Below are 25,741 nucleotides of genomic sequence, written 5' to 3' on the forward strand. Positions count from 1 at the left end.
TGGATGGTATTTAGCCAGTAGTGAGGTAATTGAATATGAAATTTCAGTCACTCTAATTATGAGAAAAATATTTACGCTTAATAAAGGAAATGATAAAATAATACAGAACAAGATAAGGGTATTATATCCTAACAATGTAAAATAATTAGCATAAAGAAAAATAGAAGTATTTGCCAAGGGAGTGATCCATTATGCAATGGGTAAAGGTACAGACTTTATATGACTCTGAGGAGAAAGCCCAATTAACTGCAAGTATTGTTGCCACTACAGAAGCAAGGTTAGCTAATCAACAACGTGGATCCCAGTATGAAGTGGAGACAAAAATAGAGAAAGTAGAAGGAAAATGGCAGGTGCTTTGGCGTAAGGTTTTTGTTGGCAATAAAACCGGCTGTGGTGGAGGATGTGAATCTTGCTGCAATAAGTTGCCAACTAAAAAGAATAAAGGTAAGGTCATACCTTTTAGAAAACCTTCTACGACCGAGGAGTTAAGATCATAATAAATATAGAATGAATCTTGAGATATCAGCGTTTATATTAAGGGTATGAGATTTGTATTTTTATTCATTGTTGTATTATCTTATGTTTTGTAGTTTTGATGGAACTGAATAAATAATAAGCTATTAAACCTCTGGGTATATATACCCAGAGGTTTAATAGCTTATTATTTGTAATTTATAACTTATTGTAAGGTTTTATACAATATATTTGTATTATGAAAATTCTCTAAAAGTGTACCAATAACAACACTAAGAAAATCTTAAGATTTGTATAAAGAATTTGTTAAGATTTGTTTGATATCATTATCTTCACAACAGATAATAAAGGAGCGATATAATATGTGCAAATTTACATGTAGGAGTGATTTTTGTGAATATACTGGTCTGTGATGATGATAAGACAATTGTAGAAGCTATAGAAATCTACTTGGAAAACGAGGGCTATAAAATATTCAAAGCTTCTAATGGAATAGAAGCTTTGGAACTAATTGAAGGAAATGAGATACATCTTATTATCATGGATATTATGATGCCTAAAATGGATGGATTAAGAGCTACCATGAAAATCAGAGAGGAGAAAAATATACCGGTAATAATGCTTTCAGCTAAATCTGAGGATACGGACAAAATAATAGGATTAAATTTAGGAGCGGATGATTATATAACCAAGCCATTTAATCCCTTAGAGTTAATTGCAAGGATTAAATCCCAACTGAGGAGATTTACAATATTAGGAAGTCTGGAAAGCAAAAGTAATGTGTATAGCACAGGAGGACTGGCGATCGATGATGAAAGTAAAATCATAACCGTTGACGGAGATGAGATTCATCTTACGCCGGTACAATATAAGATATTAAAGCTTCTTACTGCAAACGCCGGGAGAGTATTTTCCATAGATGAGATCTATGAGAAGGTTTGGAATGAAACAGCCTTTAGTCCGGAAAATACAGTAGCAGTACATATAAGAAAAATCAGAGAAAAAATTGAGATAAATCCCAAAGAGCCAAAATATCTGAAGGTGGTGTGGGGAATTGGATACAAAGTTGAAAAATTATAGCCATTTGATAACAACGAAAACTATTGTTTTTATCCTGGTAATCCTATGTTTTACCGGATTTATTACAGCATTTGTGAATATAGCAGTACTAAATGATGGTGACTTTGGTATCGTTTATGAAGATAACTACTATCTTAGCAGGTCATATATGCGGGAAAGTGAGAATATCTTGAATGATCTAACAAGACTAATAGGCGAGTATAAGAATGAAGAACAGATATTAAATGGCGGGACTGTTACTGAAGATGAAATGAGAAGAGAAGAAGAAAAACTATTTTCAGAATTTCAATATAATTTCAGAAGTTATAATCCAAACTTAAATGAGGAGGAAAACTATAAAAAATTTAAAGAAGTATATGCAGATAAACTCACTCAAGCAAGGGATAGGGTGATCAAGAATGATTTAAGGGAATATAATTTACTGCTGCAAAGATTAAAAGAGCACAAGGGTGTTTTATATTATGCCAGTAATGGTGTAAATGTATATACCAATAGTACTGAGCTAAAAAAAGAGCATTTTAAAAGCTATCCTTCTTTTATTATATTTGATAAGTATGAAAAAGAGTTTTATCCAACGGAATTAAAAGATAATCAGTATTTATATCAATTCACAAATATTGTTAATGATTTTGACCCGGCAAGCAATGTTATTTACATTGCTTATACGAAAGAGTTTTTAGATCCGAGTATAAAGGAATGGAAGGAAGACAAGGTAACAGCTACTAATAGTTTATATAGATTAGCGGGATTTTTACTGGGATTAGCACTGTCATTTGTATATCTGATTCTCGTTGTAGGGAGAAAATCATTTAAGGATCAAGAGGTACAATTAAACGTAGCAGATAGATTATATAATGACATTAATTTATTGTTGTGTATAGGACTTATAATACTGTGGGTTGGATTGTTGAGTGCGGTAAATTCTCAAAACATCCATAGAATGATAATTCCAGTAACTATCCCTGTTGCTGCAGTAGGATTAGTGCTTGTTCTTTCACTGGTAAGGCATTTTAAAAATAAAACGATTATAAAGCATACCTTGGTCTATAGCATTCTATATAAGGTGTTCAAATTTGCAAGAGATGTATATGACAGCGGAAGCGTTGGCGTAAAGATAGTATTAATTGTAGTCGCATATCCGGCATTGGTTGCTATGACGTTTTTTATGTTCCCGGTAACCCTGGGCATTGCTGCTTGGTTTGCCTTTAAGCAGATCAAGTCATTTAATGCAATCAAAGAAGGAGTGGAGAGAATAAAAGGTGGAGATATTCATCATACCATAGATGTAGATGGCAGTGGAGAGTTTAGAAGACTTGCTGCTAATATAAACAGTATCACACAAGGTTTAAAAAGCGCAGTCCATAACGAACTCAAAAGTGAGCGGTTAAAAACGGAGCTGATCACAAATGTGTCTCATGATATAAGAACACCATTGACCTCCATTATTACCTATGTAGATTTATTGAAAAAGGAAAAGAACCCATCAAAGGTGGAGAAATATATAGAAGTACTTGATCAAAAATCACAAAGGTTAAAAATACTTACAGATGATTTATTTGAAGCGGCAAAGGCCTCCAGTGGGAATATTCCGGTAAATCTTGAGCGAATAGATATTGTATCTCTACTAAACCAGGGTTTAGGTGAACTTAATGATAAAATTGAAGTCTTAGATTTAGAATTTAAGATAAACTATCCTCAAAAAAATATATATATTTCAGCCGATGGAAAGTTATTATGGAGATCTATAGAGAACTTAATATCCAATATATTTAAATATGCCCTTAAAGGGTCGAGAGTATATATAGATATCGAAGATTTAGGCAACGAAATACTGCTCACCATTAAAAACATATCAGCTTATGAGTTAAATATCTCGGCAGATGAATTAATGGAGCGTTTCAAAAGAGGTGATGAATCCAGAAGCAGTCAAGGCAGTGGACTGGGACTATCGATTGCGAAAAGCTTGATTGATATTCAGGGTGGAAAATTTGATGTACAAGTAGACGGAGATTTATTTAAGGCTATGATCTATATGCCTATACGAAAAAGTAATGAGTGAATGAAATTGATTGATTATGTAATCCGGATATGATCTTCTTAGTGCTTTAAAATTTAGCATGTCTATCATTTCTGCTTCCTCTGGCAGATAATATATGTTATAATAAAATTTAATGGGAGTATTGCCTTATTATATAAAGACAAGTGCAGGAGGGATAGTTTGTGAATCTTTTAATTATGGGGCCTCCGGGTGCAGGTAAAGGCACTCAGGCGGAAGTTTTGGTTAAGGAAATGGCTATTACTCATATTTCAACAGGTGACATGTTCCGTGCCGCAATTAAGGAAGGCACTGAAATGGGTAAAAAGGCCAAGGAATTTATGGATCAAGGTAAACTTGTTCCTGATGAAGTCGTAATCGGTATGGTTAAAGACCGCCTTTCACAGCCTGACTGTGCCAAGGGTTTTCTGTTAGACGGTTTTCCGCGTACAGTTGATCAGGCTAAAGCTCTGGACGAAACATTAAGTGCAATGGGCATTAAGATTGACAGCGTTATTAATGTTGAAGTAGCCAGGGAAAAGCTGATGGCCCGTTTAACCGGCCGTCGTGTTTGCCGTAACTGTGGTGCCAGTTATCACGTAATATTTAATCCGACCAAAGAAGCTGATAAATGCAATTCCTGTGGCGGCGAAACCTACCAGCGCAGTGATGACAATGAAGAAACAGTTGGCAACAGGCTTGATGTGTACGAAGCTCAGACCCAGCCCCTGATTGATTACTATGGCAAGCAAGGTTTGTTGAAAAATATCGACGGGGATCAGGATATTAAGAAAGTATTGGCTGATATTCTTGCTGCAGTTAAGTAAATCTATAACAAAAAGCCTCCCGGTTAACGGGGGGCTTTTTCAAATCGGCTTAGGGGAGGTGATCGATTTTGACACAATATCATGAATTAGCCGGAATATATGACTATCTGGTACAGGGAGTTGATTTTGAAGGTTGGATTGATTACATAGAAGAATTATTGGTAAAGTTTGAATATAGCCCAAAAACAATTATTGACCTGGCATGTGGTACCGGAAATACGGCTTTTCCTTTTGCCCGTAGGGGATATCGTGTTGCCGGAGTTGATTTATCTGCCAGAATGATAGATATTGCCAGAAAAAAAGCTGAAAAAGAGAATTTAAACATAAATTTCTTTGTTCAAGATATATGCTGTTTGAAATTGCCTGAACCGGTGGAACTGATAACCTGTTTTCATGACGGCTTGAATTATCTGCTTAATTATGAAGATATCAAATTAACCTTCAAAAAAGTGTTTGATAATTTGCTTTCTGGCGGGCTGTTTATTTTTGATTTGAATGCTGTTCGGTGGCTAGCTGACAGCAGTCAGGAAACCACTGTAGTTCAGGAAGACGACCTGACGTTGATTTGGCAGACTTCCTATGAGCCTGAAAAGGATATATGGACAATAGATTTAACAGGTTTCTTTCGAGAAGGGGACTTGTATCGTAAGTTTCAGGAGCGACATAGTGAAAAGGCTTATACGCCACAAGAGATAGAAACAGCTTTGAGAGAAGCCGGGCTGGAACTGTTGGCTGCCTATCACGCTTTTAGTATTGAGACTATCAAGTATGATAGCAGAAGACATTTTTATGTAGCAAAAAAGATGGCATAGAGATTGCAACATTTATAGTATAATAATTTACGCTTTAAATGTTTGATTTATAAACATTTGCTTGACTAAATATCAATAACTTAAGATAATTAGGGCAGTGAGGTGTATAATATATGGACAATTTAAAAGATTTAATTATTATCGGTGGAGGACCCGGCGGTTTGGCTGCCGGTATTTATGCAGCCAGGGCTGATTTGAAAACTGTTTTAATCGAGAAAGGTGTACCGGGCGGATTGGCTGCCACTACAGAGTTTATTGAGAATTACCCTGGTTTTTCAGAGGGTATCAGTGGTCCGGAATTGGCTATGAATATGGAAAGCCAGGCTAAAAGATTTGGCCTGGAAGTAATTTATGACTATGTAGAAGAGTTAAAACCCTTGAACAATAATTTTGCAGTAAAAACAGGCAGCGGTGAATTATATGCCAGAGCTGTAATTTTAGCTACCGGTGCCAGCCCGCAACTGCTCGGTGTCAGGGGTGAGAGCACATTGCACGGCAGGGGTGTATCTTATTGCGCTACTTGTGACGGTGCTTTTTTCAGAGGTAAAAAAGTAGCCGTTGTAGGGGGGGGTGACGCTGCGGTCGAAGAGGCGCTCTTCTTAACTAAGTTTGCTGAGGAAGTATTTATCATCCACAGGCGCGGTGAACTGCGTGCTGCTAAAATAATTCAGCAGAGAGCTAAAGATAATCCCAAAATAAAGTTTATCTGGCACTCAGTGGTTGAAGAAATTAGCGGTTCATCTGCGGTTGATGCTGTAAAATTAAAGGATGTTCGTACCGGAGAGTTTTCTGATTTGGAGGTCGGAGGGGTTTTCGTTTATGTGGGAACCAGGCCCAGTTCCGAACTGGTTAAAGATTTGATTGAATTGGACAGCCGGGGGTATATTATGACAGATGAGGATATGAAAACCTCCCACGCGGGAATATTTGCAGTCGGTGATGTGCGGCAAAAAACCTTAAGACAAGTGGTTACAGCAGTGGCTGACGGTGCTATTGCCGCGGTAGCTGCGGAAAAGTACTTGGAAGAACTGTGATTCATTGGGTAATAAGTGAACGGGGGTTTCTTTCTTTGCCTGATGTGCCAAAAATAAATCATGTTGGGATTGCAGTAAAAAATTTAGAAAAAGCTTTAGTTGTCTACCGGGATATGGGTTTTGATATTCTTCCCGCGGAATTATTGGAAAATCACGGTTTAAAAGTTGCTAATATCTCTACCGGTGGTGTAACGCTGGAATTAATGGAGTCGCTTGATTCCAGCGGGCCGGTAGCTAAATTTATAGCCAATAACGGGGAGGGAGTTCATCACCTGGCTTTTTCTGTTAAGAATCTGGATAAAACAGTGAAAAAATTGCAGCAGCAAGGATATAGTATAATTGATTATCCTCATTACGGCTTAAATGGCAGCAAAATTGCTTTTATGCACCCCAAAAGCGCGGGCGGTGTGCTTATCGAACTCATTGACATACAGGAGAATGTTTAGTGGATATGCAAAAATATTTAGATGAACTAGAATTCTATAGAAAACAATTTAAGCCAGAGAATCAGGAATTCAAAGATAAAAACGGTTCTCTTTCTGCCAGACAGCGCATTGAATATCTACTGGATCAGGGAAGTTTTATGGAAATTGGAACCTTTGTTAGCTCCGACTGGGAAAACTGTCGGTCAGAAGCCCAAAAAGTAGGCAGAGAAGGTGTAATCACCGGAACAGGCAAATTAGGAGGCCGGTCGGTATATATTTTTTCTCAGGATTTTTCCGTGCGCGGTGGTTCTCTGGGAGAACTGCAGGCCTTAAAAATATGTAATATAATGGATTTGGCTTTAAAAACTGGCGCGCCAATTATAGGCTTAAACGAATCAGGTGGTGCCAGGATACAGGAAGGCATCTATGGGTTAGTTGGTTACGGCAATATATTAAACAAAAATACCCTGGCCTCGGGTGTTGTGCCTCAAATATCGGTAGTTATGGGTGCCTGTGCCGGGGGGGCTGTCTATTCGCCTGCCCTGACTGATTTTGTTTTTATGGTTGCCGAAAAAAGCCGCATGTTTATTACCGGTCCGCAGGTAGTAAAATGTGTTACCGGTGAAGAAGTAAGTCACCAGGAATTGGGTGGGGCTATGACTCATAACCAGTCAAGTGGAGTGGCTCATTTTCTTGCGCCGGATGAAAAGGCTTGTTTAGATATGGTTAGAGCGCTATACAGTTATTTACCTCTTAATAACAGAGAAAAACCACCTCTCATCGCGCCGGAAACACCGCAAGGAAATCCGGAGGAAATCTTAAAAATAATTCCCATACAATCCCAGAAACAGTACGATGTTCGCAGACTGTTAAAACTCATTGCCGACAACAGTGAGTTAATGGAAATACACCGCTACTTTGCTCCCAATGTCATTACTTGTTTTACCCGTTTAAGCGGCGCAACGGTTGGCATCGTAGCAAGCCAGCCCTGCTATTTGGCCGGTTGTTTAGATATTCAGGCATCGGATAAGATTGCGCGTTTTGTAAGGTTTTGTGACTGCTTTAACATACCTTTGATTACATTTGTAGATGTTCCTGGATTTCTACCGGGAACCGATCAGGAACATGGCGGTATTATTCGGCATGGTGCAAAAATCCTATATGCCTATGCGGAAGCTACTGTACCCAAAATCACCGTTATACTGCGTAAAGCTTACGGTGGCGGTTATATGGCTATGTCCGGTCGCTCTCTTGGTGTGGATATGGTTTATGCCTGGCCTACTGCTGAGATAGCTGTAATGGGACCTGAAGCAGCCGCCAGTATTATCTATCGTGAGGAAATAAAAAACTCTGCCAGTCCTGATGCAATTTTGCTGGATAAAACCAGAGAATACCGGGAAAGATTTGTTAATCCTTATATAGCCTGTGCCCGCGGTTTGGTTGATGAGGTAATTGACCCGCGTGAAACCAGGGCAAAGCTTACCAAGAGTTTGGAGGTATTATCGGATAAACGGGAGCTCAGATACTCCAAAAAACACGGCAATATTCCCCTTTAACGAGGTGATTAGTAATGTTATTAGAAATATTGTTTAGCGATGATAAAACACTCACTGACGCACCGAAAACGAGAATATTTCAAGTCATCATTAACGGGAAAAATTACAGAGTGACTGTCGAAGAATTAGAAGACGAAACTTTAAATAAAGAAGCTGAAAGTTCTGTTAAAACAATTGATGAAAACAGTCAGAAAGTTTGTTCAGGGCAAGATAGCTGGGTAATAGACAGCGGAAATAAGATTAAAGCACCCATGGCTGGAATAGTGGTTGATTTGTTTGTAGCTGTCGGGGTGGAAGTGGCAAAAGGGGAATTGGTTGCCGTATTAGAAGCAATGAAAATGGAGAATGAATTGAGAGCTCATCGAAGCGGTAAAATCAATCATATAACTGTGAGCAAGGGGCAGTTTGTTAATCAAGGAGATACAATAGTGGTTTTTGAGTGAATTCAAAAGCATTAAAATTTTCTAAAAAAGGTGATAAGTATGCATATTCATTTTATTGGCCACGCTTGCTTTTATTTGGAAGGTCAGGCTAAAATAATAATTGATCCTTTTATATCAGGTAATCCGGCAGCAGTACAGTCAGTAGAGGAATTTAACGTGGATTATATTTTGCTCAGCCACGCTCACGGTGACCACCTGGGCGACGCCCTGCAAATAGCGAAAAGAACAGGAGCAGTTATTGTTTCGGTTTATGAAGTGGCCGCTTATTGTTCCGGACACGGTGCAAAAACCCATGCTATGCATATAGGAGGCAGTCACCGCTTCGGTGATATCAGAATTAAGTTAACTCCTGCCCTGCATGGGAGTTCGGTTGTAACTGAAGACGGAAGGGTTGAAACATTGGGCAATCCCTGTGGTTTTATCATTAACATGAACGGTAAGACCATTTATCATTCCGGTGACACAGGATTATTTTCCGATATGGGTTTGATAGGTAAATTTAATGATTTAGACTTGGCATTACTGCCTATTGGAGATAATTTTACCATGGGCCCGGAAGACGCTCTTGAGGCAGTGCGCTTTTTAAACCCTAAAACTGTTATACCTATGCATTATAATACCTGGCCTCTCATAGAACAGGATGCCGGTCTCTTCAAAAATAATGTAGAAAAAGAAACCATGTCCCAGGTGGTAATTCTGAAGCCAGGTAAAAGTTGCCGGTTGTAATTTTTTATTTGATCAGCAGAGGTGTAAAGTTTAGATAGTCAGCGCTTACAAGTTGAAAATTTAAGCCCCATTTTTGCTCGGGTAATCTATATTTGCTGGCTTTAGCGTGCAAGTGGCCGTAAACTACCGTACTAACTCCATATTGCTGCAATAATTCTATAAAAGCTGATTTATCATGCTTATCGTTGGTTGGCATGTAATGCATCATAACCATAATGTCTTTCACCGAGGATGTTATGCTTTTTAAGGAATTATCCAGGCGCATTAGTTCTCTGCGAAAAATTTTCTCATCACTTTCTCCGAAAAATGAATCATTGGGACAGATCCATCCTCTTGTGCCGCATATGGCGATATTATCAATAATTATATGGTCATTTTGCAGCAGCCGGGTGTTGACCGGCAGCCCGGCGCGAACTTTAGAGATACTCTGCCACCAGTAATCATGGTTTCCCTGTACACCTATAATATTACCGGGTAAAAAACCGAGAAACTCAAAGTCATGTACCGCCTCTGTAAGGCGCATAGCCCAGGAAATATCTCCGGGCACTAAAACAGTATCTTGGTCAGTTACAGTTTTATTCCAGTTCTCATATATTTTTCGGTAGTGTTCTGCCCAATCCTTGCCGAATATGTCCATTGGTTTATGCTGAGAAGCACTGTTCCAGTCCCTGGGGTTAACAGGCCGATCAAAGGAAAGGTGTAAATCACTGATTGCAAAAATAGCCATCTTTAGCCTCCCAAATCTACTAACCGGGAAGGTAGAGTTTAAAACACTCCGGCAACTTTAAAGTAGAATTTATATTTTCTATGCTGATACTGTAATAAACCGGGTTGTTCTTGCCAGGCGTATCATAGCCGCTTGTCAATATGAATTGGCAAATATTTTTGTATTCCGCGGCCAGAGAGGCAATATGCTTTGTATAACATGTTAACAGGTCACCGGTTTCCCCTGCCTTCCGGGGAATATTAATATAGAGAATGGCAGGTTTATTGATAAGATTTATTTCTGAACATATGACGCTGAGATCGGTTTTTACCTGATCATTTGGATTGCTCTCAATAACCCGGCAGATAATATTTATCTGCGTGTCTTTCTCTTTTAAGGATAATTGGTCTGTCAGCAAAGGTTGGTAGCCCAATCTGGAATAACCTGCGGCTATTGCTTGTAAATACCGTCTTTGTAGAAATATACTCTGATTACGGCTTTTTAACATTTTTAAGTGCTCGGCAAATCCCTCCAGATGTGCACAGTCATGCATATTAATGCCGATTTCGTAAGCGGCACTTAGTATGCCTGTCATTTTTACAAGCCCTGTTAAAGCAATCATTATTAGCTCATCGCTTGCCAAGCACCAAATTACGGCCAGCGGCGGAACTTTTTCCGCCAGTTCCCGGTAACTTTTAACAGGTGTAGAGGCAAATTCTAATTCCTTGATCTCATGTACCCATTTCTCCAGCCAGCCGGTTCCGACTGCAGCTTCTATTTTTGCTAAAACATCTTCCAGTTGTTCTTGTTTTACGGTCAAAATATAACCCCCGTTATGCTCTTATTGTTCTATATTATTAATTTTTCGCTGTTTACTATTATGTTCCTGCAACTAAAAAAAATATAAAGGAATTGTATTCTCCGACCAGAATAATTATATTGATAGAAAGTAATATTTATGGAGTGAAATTAGTTGTTGGAAAACTTTGTCGTAGCCCATATAATTACCACTGGTAATGACCCCCTAAAAGAAGACGTTATCGAAACAAGCCTGGTCAGAGTCAGCGGCTCTCAAATAGCGGAAACAATTTCTTTTTACAGCAAGCCTGCCCGTAAACTGCCTGTAAGGGTTAAAAATATAACCGGACTTTCTGATGAGACTCTGGCAGATAAACCTTTTTTTAACGAGCTGCTGCCGGAAATACTGAGTTTTATCGGAGCTTCAACCCTGGTCAGCTGTGAAGCGGATTTAATATATATCTTTTTTTCGGCCGCGGCAGGTTACCCACTGCCTAATCTTTGTTTGGATGTTGTACAATTGGCTCAGATATTATACCCTACTTTAATTAATTACCGGCTGGCTAATCTCTATGAGTATTTATTTAATACGGATGACATTTTATCTTCGTCTGATAATATTTTGGCCGGAGAAATGGCTTTGTTGACGGCCAGGGTTTTTCTAAAGCTCCGTGAGGGTTTTCGAGGAATGGAACCTGAGCTGTTAGTAAAATTAAATAATATTTTAAATAAAACTCCGGAAAGCCCTTTAATCAACTTTATGCAAGGCCTAACCGCCGGTGTAGTAAAAAACTACTTCCTGTCTGGCAGGCCGTTGGTCGGCACTGATTTACAGACTAACGCAGTGCTTGAAGATGAACAGAGCTCGTTCTTTGAGTCCTCAAATGAAACTGTACAAGTGTATGTCTCTAATTTGAATCAAAAACAAGTAGTTGATATCCTGGGCCCGGAAGGGGAGTTGGCCAAACAGCACCCTCATTATGAGCACCGTCCCCAACAGTTGCAAATGTCTGTGGCAGTAGCCCAAACACTTAACAAGCAGTCCCTGCTGCTTACCGAAGCAGGGACCGGTACCGGTAAATCAATGGCTTACCTGGTGCCCGCTGTATTGTGGTCCGCACAAAACCGGGAGAGAGTAGTCGTTTCAACTCACACGATAAACCTCCAGGAACAGCTATGGTTTAAGGATATTCCAATGTTGCAACAGATGTTTGGGAAAAGCTTCCGGGCAGCCTTGGTCAAGGGAAGACAAAATTACCTGTGTCTTAGCCGGTGGTCTGAAGTATTTTCAAGCACGGATAATCATAGTCGCTGGGAAGCCTTGTTTTACAGCCGTATTCTGGTTTGGTTGACAAAAACACAGACCGGAGATCGCAGTGAGATTAATTTAAACGGTGCGGAATATGATTACTGGTCAAAAATTTCGGCTGACAGTGACAGGTGTAAAGGCAATCAATGTCACTGGTTTCAAAAAGCCTGTTTTGTCAGCAGAGCTAAAAAGACAGCGGAAAACTCGGACCTGATAATTATCAATCACTCTCTTCTATGTTCTGATTTGCAGGTGGAAAATCGAATTTTACCGTCTTATGGGCCGCTGGTAATTGATGAGGCACATCACTTAGAGAATGTTGCCACAGAGCATTTTGGCTATATGATTTCCGAAAGCAGTATCAAGCGCTGGCTGGAAAGTACAGATAAACTGGCAATTAAGCTTTCTCACAATCCGGCTGCGGAGGCAAATAATAACTTCGACCAGAAAATTTATGCTGTTCGTAAGTCTGTTGAGGATATCCGTCATGCGTCCGGAGTATATTTTAACTTATTAAGAACCGAACATAGTATCAATGATTATGCTGAAGAACCTGTAGAAGCGGCAAACCAAAATGCAGGCGGTTTATGCGTCAGCAGACTTTATAAAGAAGCCGGTCAAGAACAATTGTTAGTCGAAGAGGACAACTTATTAACCGGATTTAAAATTCTCATGGATAATCTGAAGAAAATAATGTTGAAGCTTGAAATCTGGGCTGCACAGTATGAGAAGTGGGTTAACACGGCGAAAATATTTTCACTGCATTTAAACCTGGGAACGCAGCTTTTTGCTTCCATAGAGTTTATTCTAACCCACAGTGATCCAAATTTTGTTTATTGGATGGAAAAAAATTATTTTCAAAGCAACACTTATATAACCCTGCGCTCTTCTCCCATTGACATAGGAAAACTGCTTTATGAAAAACTCTTTGCTTCTAAAAAAGCGGTAATTTTAACTTCAGCCACATTGTCCATTGCCGGTTCTTTTGATTATTTTAAAGAACGCGTAGGATTGAATTTGTACACAGAAGAAATAAGTGAATTGCAAATAGATTCCCCTTTTAATTACGGAAAGCAGGCCAAACTTTTTCTTACTTCCGATTTGCCAAGTCAAAACGAAGTGCCTGAGCAATTCTATCATACGGAACTGGCGAATATAATAGAGAAATTGGTAAATGTTTCGCAGGGGAAAACCCTGGTGCTTTTTACTTCACACCGAAGCTTAAAACAAACATATTTACGGCTAAAGCCGGTATTGGAAGATAAGGAGATATTGTTATTAGGCCACAATATTGACGGATCCCGTTCAGCTTTAATTGAAGAGTTTGTTAGAAACAAGAAAGCTGTTTTATTTGGAACCGCAAGCTTTTGGGAAGGGATTGATATCCCGGGTGACAGTTTAAGTTCTGTGATCATAGTTAAGCTGCCGTTTTGGGCGCCCAGTATCCCTATTATTGAAGCCAGGTTGGAAAGCCTGATCAAGCAGGGTAAAAACGGTTTTTGGGAATTCAGCCTGCCTCAAGCAGTAATTCGTTTTAAACAGGGCTTTGGCAGATTAATTAGAAGCAGTCGAGACTACGGAGCAGTAATTGTACTTGATAAAAGAATTATACAGAAGAAATACGGGCGTTATTTCCTTAATTCACTTCCCTTGAAGCACCACCAGAGAGGGGATATGGAAAACCTGCTGACTCAGATGACTGATTGGTTGGGCAAAAAAAAGAGCACGGTGAAAATATAAAAGTGGTATCGTGAGACGGTGATCATGTTGACAAGGCTGATATCAGGATAGCTGTTATTTTATACTCTAGGAAATTATGCTTATGTTGAGTCAGTGGATTAGTAAGGTAAGCAATGCATAATTTCCGACGAGTACGAGTGCCTATGGCTGCTTGAAAGTCGCTTCAGCGACTTTCTTATGCACATTTGTGTGGTATGGTTAATAGGATATAGGGATTTAATCATAGATAAAAGGGGTGGTTATCATCATGAAGGTATACTATGTAAAACTTCCGTCTTTTTTAAGAACTTTTTTACTCAGGTTTTGGAAGTAGAATAGATTTTGGCAGGCCAAGGGCTTGCCGTTTTTATTTTTAGTTTAATTATTAAAAACTTTCTCAATTTTAGAGGAATTTTAACTCTCGATATAGAAAAGAAATTAGTCAGTACTTGTTTATAGTTTCAATAGGCTGAATTTTTGAACTTTTTAAAACAAAAACAATTGTTAATCAATAATCCTCTTTATGTTATACTAATCTTAAAAAATTAATTTGTAGTATCAGTTTTTTGCCAGATGAAAAAATTGAAGGGAGTGATTATAACTTAATTTATTTAAGTTTATGATATGCTGAGCCAATATATTTACGGACTGGAGGGAGCAAGCTTTGATGGAAAATGAAATTTGCAGTACGGCCCCCGGAACAGAATTCTCTCCTTCGGGGTCCCTGTTGCAGGAAATCCAACAGATGACGCACCAGAATATCAGCAGGTGTTATCAGTGCAAAAAGTGCAGCGCCGGTTGTAGTGTAAATTTTGTTATGGATTTAAAAGTCAATGAAGTTGTTAGGGCCATTCAACTGGGTGACCGGGAAAGACTTTTAGCTGCTAACAGTTATTGGGTATGTACGGCTTGTAAAACCTGTAAAAACCGTTGTCCCAATGATATTGATTCGTCTGCCATAATGGATGCTTTAAAAGCCATCGCTATTAAAGAAAACAGGGTTAAGAAGGAAAATAAAATCTGTCATTTCCATAATTCTTTCCTTACCGCTGTTAAATTGCTGGGTCGTACACATGAATTGGGGATGGTCGGCCTGTACAAGCATAAAACCAAAACTTACACGGATGATCTGGAAATGGGTTTAGAAATGTTTAAACGCGGCAAATTTAAAATACTTCCGGAAAGAATACGAGGCACCAAACAGATTAAGAAAATATTCGAAATGGCAAAGGAGAAGGATGCATGAAATACAGTTACTATCCTGGATGTTCACTGCATGCCACGGCTTTAGAATTTGATTTATCCACTAAGGCAGTTTTCAATAGCCTCGGGCTGACCTTAGAGGAAGTTCCTGATTGGAACTGCTGTGGAGCAACTTCAGCTCACTCTACCAGTGAAAGTCTAAATATCGGTTTAAATTTACGCAACCTGACGATTGCGGAAAGTGCACAAAATGATCTGGTTATACCTTGTGCCGCTTGCTATAACAATACTAAAATAACTGATTACCTGGTTAGAAACGGTCATGAGCAAGCTAAAGAAATAAACAGTGAGATGCTCTGGACTCTGGGAAAGAGTTATCAAGCTACTATTAATGTCAAGCATGCCCTGGAAATAGTTGCAACTGATGAGATGCTGGCAAATATCAAAAAGACAGTAGTTAACCCTCTAAAAGGCTTAAAAGTAGCCTGTTATTACGGTTGCTTATTGCTGCGCCCTTCTAAAATGGTTGCCATTGACGACCCAGAGCAGCCAAAGAAAATGAATAAGCTAATGACTGTATTAGGTGCAGAGCCGGTTAGATGGTCTGCCCAAACGGAATGCTGCAGCGGAAGCGCTTCAATATCACAGACCGAGGTTGCTTTAGACTTGGTTAAGAACATTATTGCTTCGGCCAAAGCTTCCGGTGCTGATGTGATAGCCTGTGCCTGTCCGTTATGTTTTACCAACCTGGATACCAGGCAGCAGAAAGCCATAGAAGAAAAGATTGTTGAGAAACCGATGCCGATACTTTATTTTACTGAGCTTATGGGACTTGCTATGGGTCTCAAGGATGCCCAGGGCTGGTTAAAGACGCACCTGGTTGAAAGCGTATCTGTATTTGAGTCAGCCAATTTATTGTAAAATATGACTTGTCAAAAATTTTGAATAAAGGCAGTGAGATAGCGTGAAGAATGAAGAAAAAACAGTAGGCGCGGCTCTAGTCCTTGGGGCTGGTATTGCCGGAATGCAATCCGCCCAGGATTTAGCTAACGCGGGCTATCTTGTCCACCTGGTAACAGACAGTCCCTCTGTCGGCGGTAAAATGGGCCAACTTGATAAAACCTTCCCTACCAATGAATGTGCTATGTGTATGTTAGGTCCTGTAATGAATGAGACAATGTCTCACCCAAATATTAAACTTCATACAGTGTCCAAGTTAATAGACGTAGAAGGGGAAGCGGGCAATTTCCAGGTAAAAATAAAGAAAGCACCTCGCTATGTTGATGTTGAGGAGTGTACAGCTTGTAGTGATTGTGAACAGGTTTGTCCCGTGGAGCTTCCTAATAAGTACAATCAGGGGATTGGTACCGTTAAAGCTGTTTATAAGTTATTCCCCCAGGCTGTGCCAAACAAATATTTAATTGATAAAAAAGGTACACCTCCTTGCCGCGAAGCTTGTCCGGCAGGAATTAATGTGCAGGGTTATGTTCAATTAACCAAGGTTAGAAAGTTTGACGAGGCTCTGGCTCTGGTACATGAAAAGAACCCCCTGGCTTCTATTTGTGGACGCATTTGTACACGTCCCTGTGAGTCTGCTTGTAATAGAGGAAAAGCAGACGATCCGGTAGCCATTAAAAATATTAAGCGGTTCTTAGCTGACCGCATATTGTTAGGTGATAATCCCGCTCCTGAAATTACCGTTAAGAAAAATAAAAAGATTGCCATTATCGGTGCTGGCCCCGGTGGTTTGGCAGGCGCTAATTTCCTGGCCTTAAAAGGCTATCAAGTTACTATATTTGAAGCTTTGCCGGTTGGCGGCGGTATGTTAAGAGTTGGTATTCCCGAATACCGCTTAACCAAGGATATTATTGAAGCTGAGATTGCCCGCATTCAGAAGATGGGTGTGGAAATCAAGTATGGCCAGGCTTTAGGCAAAGACTTTACTTTGGAAAGTTTGAAAGAACAGGGTTATGAAGCGGTTCTGCTGGCTATAGGTTGCCAAAAAGGAACCACTATGAATATAGAAGGCACTGATCTAAACGGTGTTATGAACGGTGTTGACTTTCTTCGTAAGGTTAACCTCGGCGAGCCGGTTGTTGTTGGCAAAAAAGTTGTTGTTGTCGGTGGCGGTAACGTGGCTATGGACGTTGTTCGCTCAGCTATTCGTTTGGGAGCTGAGGAAGCTACTATTGTTTATCGTCGTTCTCAGGATGAAATGCCCGCTGATCATGAAGAAATTGAACATGCCTTAGAAGAGGGTATTAATCTTGCTATTCTTACTAACCCGACAAAACTTATTGGGGATAAAGGCAGCGTAGTTAAGATTGAATTGCAAAAGCAAGCGCTGGGTGAACCTGATGCTTCCGGCAGACGCAGACCTGTTCCGGTAGAAGGTTCCGAGTATCTGATGGATGTTGATACTGTGATTATGGCTATTGGCCAGGCTGCCGATATGAACGGTGTCAGTGACAGTATCGTAGGTTCCGGTAAGATTGTAGTTGATAAAAACTCCATGGCTACCGGTATGGCGGGTGTGTATGCTTGCGGTGATGTTGTTACCGGTCCTGCCACAGCTGTTGAGGCAATTGCTGCCGGTAATAAAGCTGCAAACGCTATAGATTACTATCTGGAGGGCGGCAAGCCGGAAGAATTTAAGTTTGAGTTCTTCCAGGAGGTTCCTCCGTCTGAAAATCCTTTTGTTATGCCGGAAGATATACCGTTTGAAAATCGTCCGAAAATGCCCATGATCTCTGCCGAGAAGAGAAAGACTAATTTTGATGAGGTTGAGTTGGGTTATACTGAAGATATGGCTGTGGCTGAAGCAGAGCGCTGTTTAAATTGCGGTGGTTGTTGCGAATGCCTGCAGTGTGTGGATGTTTGTAAAAAGAATGCTATTGACCACAATGCAAGGGAAGAGATCGTTGATTTGAATGTAGGTTCCATCGTACTGGTGCCTGGTTTTGATCTGTTTGATGCCAAGCTTAAAGGTGAATATGGCTACGGTATCTATCCAAACGTGATCACGAGTATTGAATTTGAGCGTTTCATGAGTCCAACCGGTCCGAAGGGCGGACATATTTATCGTCCGTCTGATCATAAGGATCCGATTAGAGTGGCCTTTATTCAGTGCGTTGGCTCCAGAGATTGCAACAATGGCTCTGAGTATTGTTCTTCCATTTGTTGCATGTATTCGACCAAAGAAGCTATTATTGCAAAAGAGCATGACAATCGTATTGAGGCGACTATCTTCTATCTGGATATTCGCTCTTATGGTAAAAACTTTGACAAATACGTTAATTCTGCTAAAGAATCAGGCGTTCGCTATGTTCGCAGTATGATTTCTAAAATCAAGGAAGATCCCGCTACTAATAATCTGTTTATTAAATATATTGCAGACGGGGAAATTAAGGAAGAAGAATTTGATCTGGTTGTACTGGCTATAGGTGTATTGCCGCCGAAGGAAGCCCAGCTTCTGTCCAAGACTGTAGGTTTTGAGTTGAACGAATACGGTTTTGCCAAGACAGACATGGCTACTCCCACTAAGACAACCCGCGACGGTGTTTTTGTTGCAGGTGCATTCCAGGGTCCGCGTGATATTCCGGAAACAGTTGTTAATGCCAGTGCTGCAGCCGGTAGTGCCGGTGGTCTGATAGCCAGTGCCCGAGGCACTATGGTTAAAGGAAAAGACTATCCGGTTGAAATTGATGTTTTGGGACAGGAACCGCGCATCGGTGTATTTGTTTGTCACTGCGGTATAAATATTGCCGGTGTAGTTGATGTTGAAAAGGTTGTAGAAGCAGCTAAAAAGATGCCCGGGGTTGAGTTTGCGAATAATTACCTGTATACCTGCTCAGAGGATACTGTTAAGAGCATTGGAGATCTCATTAAGGAAAAGGGCTTAAACCGTATTGTTGTAGCCTCTTGTACGGTGCGTACTCACCAAGCCTTGTTCAGAGAAGGTTTGAAATTAGGTGGTTTGAACCAGTTCTACTTTGAAATGGCTAACATTCGGGATCAGTGCTCCTGGGTGCACCGTGATAATCCGGAAAGAGCAACCGAGAAAGCCATTGACTTAGTTAAAGGCGCTATCGGTAAAGTTAAGTATCATGATCCTCTGTATTTAGAGCCGTCACCTGTTGTACAAAAGGCACTGGTGGTAGGCGGTGGTATAGCCGGTATGACTGCTGCTCTGTCCTTTGCTGAGCAGGGCTATCCTTGCTATTTAATTGAGAAAGAAAAAGAACTGGGTGGCACAATGAAGCATATTTACACTAATTTGACCGGTGAAAATATGCAGGAACACCTTAATGAAACCATTAACAAGGTTAAGAATAATCCGTTGATTGAGATTTACACCGAAGCGGAATTATATGATTTCCATGGTCATAAAGGTAACTTTGTTTCAACCATTAACCAAGCCGGTGCCAAGATAGATTTAAGTCATGGTGTGGCTGTTGTCGCTACCGGTGGTAAGGAGAAAACACCGCAAGAGTTTCTGTATGGTGCAAATGACAAAGTCATTACCAACCAGCAATTAGAGAGTTTGCTTAATACAGGTAAGTTTGATCCTGCCTCCAAGCAAGTAGTCTTTATTCAGTGTGTTACAACACCGGAAATTGACGGTTTAAAATACTGCAGCAGAACTTGTTGCGGACAGTCTGTCAAGAATGCATTGCAGATTAAGAAACAAAATCCGAATACCCAGGTATTTATACTGCACCGTGATATGCGTACCTATGGATATATGGAAAAATATTATAAGGAAGCCAGAGAAATTGGTGTTATCTTTGTTCCTTATGACAGCAAGAAGGACATTAAGGTTAATTCTGCTGCTGATGGTAAGCTGAGTTTGCAGGTTCTGGATGCGGCTTCTCGTACTGTATTGAAGTTGAATCCGGACATCCTGTCTTTAGCCTCCTCAACAGAGGCTTCAGAAGGAGTGGAAGGTATAGCTAACTTAATGAAACTTACCTTAAACGAGGACGGTTTCTTTGTAGAGACTCACGCCAAATTAGCTCCGGTGGACTTCCCGTCTCAGGGTATTTTCCTTTGCGGTACAGCCCACTCGCCGAAGTTTGTAGGCGAAGCTATTTCCCAGGCTCAAGGTGCTGTTGCACGAGCTTGCACCATTTTATCTAAAGAGAACTTAATGGTAGGTGGTGTAGTAGCTGTAGTTGATGAAGATAAGTGTGCTGCCTGCCTGACTTGTGTCCGTACCTGTCCGTTTGGTGTACCTAAGATTAATGAGCGGCATAGGGCGCAAATTGAATCGGTACAGTGCCAGGGTTGCGGTACCTGCGTTGGAGAGTGTCCTAATAAGGCTATTCAATTGCAGCATTATAAAGATATTCAGTTAATCGGTAAGGTTGAAGGTATGTTTTATGAGATTAACGATAGTGCCAGTTAAGCTATAGAATAAAAAACCGGGGTATGCGCTAAGCATACCCCGGTTTTTTATTACTGTTGCATTTAGATAATACAACTGATCATAAATACAACAAGTGTATTCTTATGATACATCATGTAGAAAAAAAAGGTCTTTTGATAATAATTGAACTCTTGATATTATATTGATATTTTCCTTTAAAACGTACGAATATATAGATTTGTCTGAAAACTGGCATAAAATTTGCTTGTATTATGGGCAAGCCTACAATCAATGCCAGTTGTTAAATATAGCGAAATATGCGATAATAAACTAGTGTACTGGCATAAGAGATTTAAAGTAAAAGGAGTACTACTATGTCAGCTATAAATTTAACAACCATAATAAAGGATAACCAGGATTTCATTAAATATGTCAGTGGTGAAAGCGGACAACCCGTGCAGCAGTGCTACCAATGTGGTAAATGCACAGCGGGTTGTCCGGTTGCCTTAGATATGGATTATTCACCAAACAGTATTGTTCGGATGGTTCAACTTGGCTTAAAAGACGAAGCGTTAAGGAGCCAGTCTATTTGGATCTGCGCCTATTGTTCCACCTGTACATCCAGATGCCCGCGCAACATTGACATAGCTAAAATAATGGATTGCCTGCGTGGGATGGCTAAACGGCAAGGAATAAAGCTGGAGGGCAGAGCAAAAGATATAGCTTTATTTTATGACAGCTTTTTAAATACAGTGAAAGATAACGGAAGATTGTATGAATTGGGCATGATGCTTAATTTTAATTTGAAATCAAAGAATTATTTAAGAGATGCGGACACCGGTCTGGCCATGTTTACACGTGGTAAAATTAAATTCGTACCGATGCGCAATGAAAATTACAAGGAGATGGCTCTGCTCTTTAAAAGAGTTAAAGAATTGGAGGATAAATCCAAATGAGATATGCCTATTATCCTGGTTGCTGTGATCATACCAGCGCCAAAGAATATGATATATCTACAAGAGCAGTCTGCAAGGCATTGGGAATAGAGTTGATGGAGATACCTGATTGGAGTTGCTGTGGTTCCACTCCCGGACACAGCACCAGCCACCTGCTTGGAATAGCCTTGTCTGCCCGTAACCTGGCGCTGGTAGAGGAAATGGGACTTGACTGCACCGCCTCCTGTGCTGCTTGCTACCAGCGTCTGGCCATGGCTAATGTAGAGATGAAAAATGATACCCAACTTTGTGAAAAAATTAACCACATTACTGGAAAACCTTACCGAGGTGGAGTAAAGGTAAAATCCATATTGGAAGTAATTGCTGAAATGAATCAATCACAAATACTGGCAAAAGTAGTTAAAAGTTTAAAGAATCTAAAAATTGCTGTTTATTATGGTTGCTTGATGGTTAGGCCCAGGGATATTCAGATAGATGATCCGGAAAACCCGACAATTATGGATAACTTGTTGCAGAATTTGGGAGCCCAAACACTGGAGTGGAATTATAAAACTGAATGCTGCGGAGCAGCCTTGGCTATGTCAAATGAGGACATAGTATTAAAGTTGGCCAATAAGATTCTTGCCGATGCAAAGTCTGCCGGAGCAAATTGCATTGTTACCGCGTGTCCGCTCTGCCATTTTAATCTGGACATGCGTCAAAAGAAAGTCAATAAAGCTTATGAAACAGATTACAACTTGCCTGTGTTTTATTTTACACAGCTGGTCGGGTTGGCTCTGGGGATAAAGCCTGAGGCTTTGTGCTTAAGAGATCATTTTATAGATACCAAGCATATTCTCAAACTGATTGTTTAGAATGAATAAATAATTGGGTTATAGGGGCGATTTTTATGAAGCGGGTAGGGGTTTTTGTTTGCTGGTGCGGTTCAAATATTGGCGGTGTCGTTGACGTTGCCAGACTGGCTGCTGAAGCCGGCAAATTTCCATACGTTGTGCACAGTGTTGATTATAAATATACCTGTTCAGAACCGGGCCAAAAAATGATTGTTGATGCTATTAAAGAACACCGGCTGGACAGAGTGGTTATTGCGGCCTGCTCTCCTCGCCTGCACGAGCAAACCTTTCGCAAGACTATTGCCAGGGCCGGTCTCAACCCTTATTTATTGGAAATAGCTAATATAAGGGAGCATTGTTCCTGGGTCCATAGCAAAGAACCGGAAAAAGCTACTGAAAAAGCAATTGACTTGGTGAGGCGGGCGGTGGCTAAAGTTGTTAATCTGGAACCTCTTTCTGAAAGCAGCATTCCGATAACAAAAAGGGCGCTGGTTATCGGGGGCGGTATTGCAGGTATACAGACAGCTCTGGATATAGCAGACGCCGGGCACAAGGTAGTGCTGCTGGAAAAGGAGCCAACCATTGGTGGTAAAATGGTAATGCTGGACAAGACTTTTCCGACTATGGACTGTTCAGCCTGTATCAGTACTCCAAAAATGGTCGCGGTGGCTGAGCACCCCAATATTGAGCTTTTGACCTGCTGTGAAGTTGTTGAAGTCAGCGGTTATATAGGAAATTTTACGGTGAAGGTTAAGCAGAAAGCTCGTTTTGTGGATCATACAAAGTGTACCGGGTGCGGTACCTGTTGGGAAAAATGTCCTAAAAAGGTGCCGAGTGAATTTAATCTGAATTTAAGTTTACGTAAGGCCATATATATTCCTTTTCCCCAGGCTGTGCCCAATAAGCCCAGTATAGATGCGGAAAACTGCAGGTATTTAACTGAGCAAAAGTGCGGAGTTTGTCAGAAAGTATGCCCGGTGGGAGCTATAGACTATGAGCAAAAAGATGAAAACCTGGAAATAGAAGTCGGTGCTATAGTCATGGCTACCGGCTATGAACTTTTTGATTGGGCTAAAGCATATGGTGAATATGGTTACGGTAAGTATCCCGATGTTATTACCGGTTTGCAATTTGAGAGAATGGTTAATGCCTCGGGGCCTACCGGCGGAAAGATTATCCGTCCGTCAGACGGCAAAGAGCCGAAAAATGTGGTTTTTGTCAAATGTGTCGGCTCCAGAGATGAGGCCAAAGGAAAAGCTTATTGCTCACGTGCCTGCTGCATGTATACAGCCAAGCATGCCCATCAGGTTATAGAAAAAATTGCCGATGCACAGGCTTTTGTCTTCTATATTGATGTGAGGACTCCCGGCAAAGGTTATGAAGAATTTTATAAACGCACTACGGATGAAGGAGCTCAATATATAAGGGGCAGGGTATCAAAAATCTTAACCAGCGGTGACAGGCTACTGGTTAAGGGTGCGGATACTCTGATGGGGCGCCAGGTGGAAGTAGAAGCTGACCTGGTAGTCCTGGCTACAGCTATGATACCGGCTAAAACAGCGCAAGATACTGCCAGGCTGGTAGGTTTTTCAGTAGACGGAGATGGTTTTTATCAGGAGGCTCACCCCAAGCTAAGGCCGGTGGAAACAAATACAGCCGGCATATTTTTGGCCGGTACATGTCAGGGACCTAAAGATATTCCTGATACCGTAGCTCAGGCAAGTGCCGCCGCGGTTAAAGTTTGTGTACTCTTTTCCAGAAGGGAAATGGCAGCTGATCCTATGGTGGCACAAGTTAACCAGTCGATTTGTCATGGTTGCCTGGCCTGCCAAAAAGTATGTCCTTATAAGGCAATCGAAGCTAAAACTATATCTGAACGTTTAGGCGGGCAAGTCATTGAACGCACCGTAGCTCATGTTAACAGCGGTCTTTGCCAGGGTTGCGGTTCGTGTACTGTAGCTTGCCGTTCCGGTGCAGTTAATCTAAAAGGTTTTTCTGATGAACAGCTGTTGGCGGAGGTGGATGCTATATGTCTGTAGACACAGGTGAAAAATACGAGCCTAAAATTATAGGTTTTTGCTGCAACTGGTGTGCTTATGCAGGAGCTGATTTAGCGGGCATCAGCAGGCTCAGCTATCCCACTAACATAAAAATAATCAGGGTGCCTTGCTCCAGCAGAGTAAACCCTCAATTTATACTTAAGGCCTTTCAAAAAGGCGCTGACGGTGTAATGGTTTCCGGCTGACATCCCGGCGACTGCCATTATGTTAATGGCAATTATTATACCAGAAGGCGTTATCAGGTGTTTAAGCGTTTAATGGAATTTGTAGGTTTTGAACCTGGAAGATTTAATACACGCTGGATTTCCGGTTCAGAAGGGGATAAATTTGCTCAAACCGTTAAAGAGTTAAGCGAAAACATTGCCATGCTTGGCCCAAACAAAAAAATGAGGGAAGAAAAATGAATAATATCACTCTGGAATTAAGAAAACAGGCCAGGAAGTTATTAGAGGATCAGGTTGTTCAACTGGTTATCGGTTATGGAAGGGGTTCTGACCCTTTCCGTGTAACACCTGTTTTTGTACGCCACCCGGACTTTGTGGACAGCCTTATCTGGAATCCTTTTTGTATTAATAACCTGGCCAAGTATTTAATTGAATACAGGTATTTGCCCGGTAAAATAGCTGTGGTGATTAAAGGCTGTGATTCACGTGCGGTTAACCGTTTGATTCAAGATAATCAAATAGAACGGGATAAAATCGTTTTGCTGGGCGTTCCCTGCACCGGTATTCTGGAGGCGGAGAAAGTTGCCAAGACAACAGGTTATCAATTGGAACTGGAAAGGTGCAGCGAGCAAGAGGAGAAGTTTACTTTGCATACATCAAGCGGTGACTTCAGTTTTGCTGCAAAAGACAGCTTAATCACTAAATGCTATAGCTGTTATAATCATAATCCGGTAGTGTTTGATATAATGCTGGGACCTGCAGCTAAGGAAAACCCGGCAGCGGTTAAGTACTCAGAGGTTGAAAGTTTGGAGAAATTGAACGTTAAGGAAAAAAGTGAATACTGGGATATGTATTTCAGCCGCTGCTTGCGTTGTTATGCTTGCCGCAATGTATGCACGGCCTGTACCTGCCAGGAGTGTATCTTCAATCAGGCTAAACCTGCCTGGGTAGACAGAATAAATAACCTGTCCAACAACACCTCTTTTCATTTAATCAGAGCTTTTCACGTAGCCGGGCGCTGTGTGGATTGCGGCGAGTGTGATCGAGTCTGTCCGGTGAATATACCCTTGAGACATTTAAACCAAAAGATACTTAAAGATCTGCAGGAGTTATACGATGCCCCGATTCCCGGTGCAGACCTTGAAACTGGCCCGGCACTGGGCTGCTTTGTGACTGAAGACCCGGAAGAATTTATGTAGCTTTTCAACTCAAA

At 40.8% G+C, this 25,741-nt stretch carries 21 protein-coding genes; 19 read left to right on the forward strand and 2 right to left on the reverse strand.

Annotated elements, in window-relative coordinates:
- Window positions 1–191 precede the first annotated feature (191 nt).
- From DTOX_RS06475 to DTOX_RS06520, 10 genes are all read left to right on the forward strand, one after another.
- Entirely contained in the window at window positions 192–497 is a 306-nt protein-coding gene (locus tag DTOX_RS06475; protein WP_015756927.1) for a hypothetical protein, read from the forward strand.
- A 370-nt stretch (window positions 498–867) separates the two neighbouring features.
- A complete protein-coding gene (locus tag DTOX_RS06480; protein ID WP_015756928.1) occupies window positions 868–1,554 on the forward strand; it encodes a response regulator transcription factor in 687 nt (228 codons plus the stop codon).
- Window positions 1,529–3,613: a HAMP domain-containing sensor histidine kinase gene (locus tag DTOX_RS06485; protein WP_015756929.1), complete on the forward strand. Its 2,085-nt coding sequence runs from the start codon at window positions 1,529–1,531 to the stop codon at window positions 3,611–3,613. Before DTOX_RS06480 ends, DTOX_RS06485 begins: the two co-directional genes overlap by 26 nt.
- Before the next feature lie 161 nt (window positions 3,614–3,774).
- Complete coding sequence (locus tag DTOX_RS06490; RefSeq protein ID WP_015756930.1) at window positions 3,775–4,416, forward strand: adenylate kinase; 642 nt, start codon at window positions 3,775–3,777, stop codon at window positions 4,414–4,416.
- A gap of 68 nt (window positions 4,417–4,484) precedes the next feature.
- Window positions 4,485–5,228, forward strand: a complete 744-nt coding sequence (locus tag DTOX_RS06495; RefSeq protein WP_015756931.1) for a class I SAM-dependent DNA methyltransferase — start codon at window positions 4,485–4,487, stop codon at window positions 5,226–5,228.
- A gap of 113 nt (window positions 5,229–5,341) precedes the next feature.
- A complete protein-coding gene (gene trxB / locus DTOX_RS06500) occupies window positions 5,342–6,262 on the forward strand; it encodes a thioredoxin-disulfide reductase (protein ID WP_015756932.1) in 921 nt (306 codons plus the stop codon).
- Window positions 6,263–6,306: 44 nt separating this feature from the next.
- Entirely contained in the window at window positions 6,307–6,708 is a 402-nt protein-coding gene (gene mce, locus DTOX_RS06505; RefSeq protein ID WP_042316838.1) for a methylmalonyl-CoA epimerase, read from the forward strand.
- Window positions 6,708–8,243, forward strand: coding sequence for an acyl-CoA carboxylase subunit beta (locus tag DTOX_RS06510; protein ID WP_015756934.1), 1,536 nt, complete (start codon window positions 6,708–6,710; stop codon window positions 8,241–8,243). The genes mce and DTOX_RS06510 overlap by 1 nt, the downstream gene beginning before the upstream one ends.
- Window positions 8,244–8,257: 14 nt before the next feature.
- Window positions 8,258–8,686, forward strand: coding sequence for an acyl-CoA carboxylase biotin carboxyl carrier protein subunit (locus DTOX_RS06515; RefSeq protein ID WP_015756935.1), 429 nt, complete (start codon window positions 8,258–8,260; stop codon window positions 8,684–8,686).
- A gap of 39 nt (window positions 8,687–8,725) precedes the next feature.
- Window positions 8,726–9,412 (forward strand): metal-dependent hydrolase, encoded by a 687-nt coding sequence (locus DTOX_RS06520; RefSeq protein WP_015756936.1) that lies wholly within the window; start codon window positions 8,726–8,728, stop codon window positions 9,410–9,412.
- A gap of 4 nt (window positions 9,413–9,416) precedes the next feature.
- On the opposite strand, the gene DTOX_RS06525 is transcribed toward DTOX_RS06520, so the two are convergent.
- Both DTOX_RS06525 and DTOX_RS06530 read right to left on the reverse strand, forming a co-directional pair.
- Entirely contained in the window at window positions 9,417–10,139 is a 723-nt protein-coding gene (locus DTOX_RS06525) for a metallophosphoesterase (RefSeq protein WP_015756937.1), read from the reverse strand.
- Window positions 10,140–10,158: 19 nt separating this feature from the next.
- Entirely contained in the window at window positions 10,159–10,938 is a 780-nt protein-coding gene (locus tag DTOX_RS06530; RefSeq protein ID WP_015756938.1) for a hypothetical protein, read from the reverse strand.
- Between the two features lie 153 nt (window positions 10,939–11,091).
- Between DTOX_RS06530 and DTOX_RS06535 the strand changes: the two genes are divergently transcribed.
- From DTOX_RS06535 to DTOX_RS06575, 9 genes are all read left to right on the forward strand, one after another.
- Window positions 11,092–13,965: a helicase C-terminal domain-containing protein gene (locus DTOX_RS06535; RefSeq protein WP_015756939.1), complete on the forward strand. Its 2,874-nt coding sequence runs from the start codon at window positions 11,092–11,094 to the stop codon at window positions 13,963–13,965.
- Between the two features lie 646 nt (window positions 13,966–14,611).
- Window positions 14,612–15,190 carry a 4Fe-4S dicluster domain-containing protein gene (locus DTOX_RS06540; protein WP_015756940.1) on the forward strand — a complete coding sequence of 193 codons (579 nt, stop codon included), beginning with the start codon at window positions 14,612–14,614 and terminating at the stop codon, window positions 15,188–15,190.
- Complete coding sequence (locus DTOX_RS06545; RefSeq protein ID WP_015756941.1) at window positions 15,187–16,068, forward strand: CoB--CoM heterodisulfide reductase iron-sulfur subunit B family protein; 882 nt, start codon at window positions 15,187–15,189, stop codon at window positions 16,066–16,068. The genes DTOX_RS06540 and DTOX_RS06545 overlap by 4 nt, the downstream gene beginning before the upstream one ends.
- Window positions 16,069–16,111: 43 nt before the next feature.
- Window positions 16,112–20,554 carry an NAD(P)-binding protein gene (locus DTOX_RS06550; protein ID WP_015756942.1) on the forward strand — a complete coding sequence of 1,481 codons (4,443 nt, stop codon included), beginning with the start codon at window positions 16,112–16,114 and terminating at the stop codon, window positions 20,552–20,554.
- 335 nt (window positions 20,555–20,889) lie between these two features.
- Window positions 20,890–21,471 (forward strand): 4Fe-4S dicluster domain-containing protein, encoded by a 582-nt coding sequence (locus tag DTOX_RS06555; RefSeq protein WP_015756943.1) that lies wholly within the window; start codon window positions 20,890–20,892, stop codon window positions 21,469–21,471.
- Complete coding sequence (locus tag DTOX_RS06560) at window positions 21,468–22,325, forward strand: CoB--CoM heterodisulfide reductase iron-sulfur subunit B family protein (RefSeq protein ID WP_015756944.1); 858 nt, start codon at window positions 21,468–21,470, stop codon at window positions 22,323–22,325. Before DTOX_RS06555 ends, DTOX_RS06560 begins: the two co-directional genes overlap by 4 nt.
- 35 nt (window positions 22,326–22,360) lie before the next feature.
- On the forward strand, window positions 22,361–24,343 hold the full coding sequence (locus DTOX_RS06565) for a CoB--CoM heterodisulfide reductase iron-sulfur subunit A family protein (RefSeq protein WP_015756945.1): 1,983 nt from the start codon (window positions 22,361–22,363) through the stop codon (window positions 24,341–24,343).
- Window positions 24,334–24,768, forward strand: a complete 435-nt coding sequence (locus DTOX_RS06570) for a hydrogenase iron-sulfur subunit (protein ID WP_015756946.1) — start codon at window positions 24,334–24,336, stop codon at window positions 24,766–24,768. The genes DTOX_RS06565 and DTOX_RS06570 overlap by 10 nt, the downstream gene beginning before the upstream one ends.
- The gene (locus DTOX_RS06575) at window positions 24,765–25,727 is read left to right on the forward strand and encodes a 4Fe-4S dicluster domain-containing protein (RefSeq protein WP_015756947.1); all 963 of its coding nucleotides are present in this window, start codon (window positions 24,765–24,767) and stop codon (window positions 25,725–25,727) included. Before DTOX_RS06570 ends, DTOX_RS06575 begins: the two co-directional genes overlap by 4 nt.
- Window positions 25,728–25,741: the final 14 nt, after the last annotated feature.

Source organism: Desulfofarcimen acetoxidans DSM 771 (assembly GCF_000024205.1).
Classification (GTDB): Bacteria; Bacillota; Desulfotomaculia; order Desulfotomaculales; family Desulfofarciminaceae; genus Desulfofarcimen; species Desulfofarcimen acetoxidans.

Coding starts and splice junctions, on each gene's coding strand:
- DTOX_RS06525 (WP_015756937.1), bottom strand. CDS start 10,139: ATGGCTATTTTTGCAATCAGTGATTTACACCTTTCCTTTGATCGGCCT.
- DTOX_RS06540 (WP_015756940.1), top strand. CDS start 14,612: ATGGAAAATGAAATTTGCAGTACGGCCCCCGGAACAGAATTCTCTCCT.
- DTOX_RS06560 (WP_015756944.1), top strand. CDS start 21,468: ATGAGATATGCCTATTATCCTGGTTGCTGTGATCATACCAGCGCCAAA.
- DTOX_RS06565 (WP_015756945.1), top strand. CDS start 22,361: ATGAAGCGGGTAGGGGTTTTTGTTTGCTGGTGCGGTTCAAATATTGGC.
- DTOX_RS06555 (WP_015756943.1), top strand. CDS start 20,890: ATGTCAGCTATAAATTTAACAACCATAATAAAGGATAACCAGGATTTC.
- DTOX_RS06575 (WP_015756947.1), top strand. CDS start 24,765: ATGAATAATATCACTCTGGAATTAAGAAAACAGGCCAGGAAGTTATTA.
- DTOX_RS06515 (WP_015756935.1), top strand. CDS start 8,258: ATGTTATTAGAAATATTGTTTAGCGATGATAAAACACTCACTGACGCA.
- DTOX_RS06475 (WP_015756927.1), top strand. CDS start 192: ATGCAATGGGTAAAGGTACAGACTTTATATGACTCTGAGGAGAAAGCC.
- trxB (WP_015756932.1), top strand. CDS start 5,342: ATGGACAATTTAAAAGATTTAATTATTATCGGTGGAGGACCCGGCGGT.
- DTOX_RS06520 (WP_015756936.1), top strand. CDS start 8,726: ATGCATATTCATTTTATTGGCCACGCTTGCTTTTATTTGGAAGGTCAG.
- DTOX_RS06545 (WP_015756941.1), top strand. CDS start 15,187: ATGAAATACAGTTACTATCCTGGATGTTCACTGCATGCCACGGCTTTA.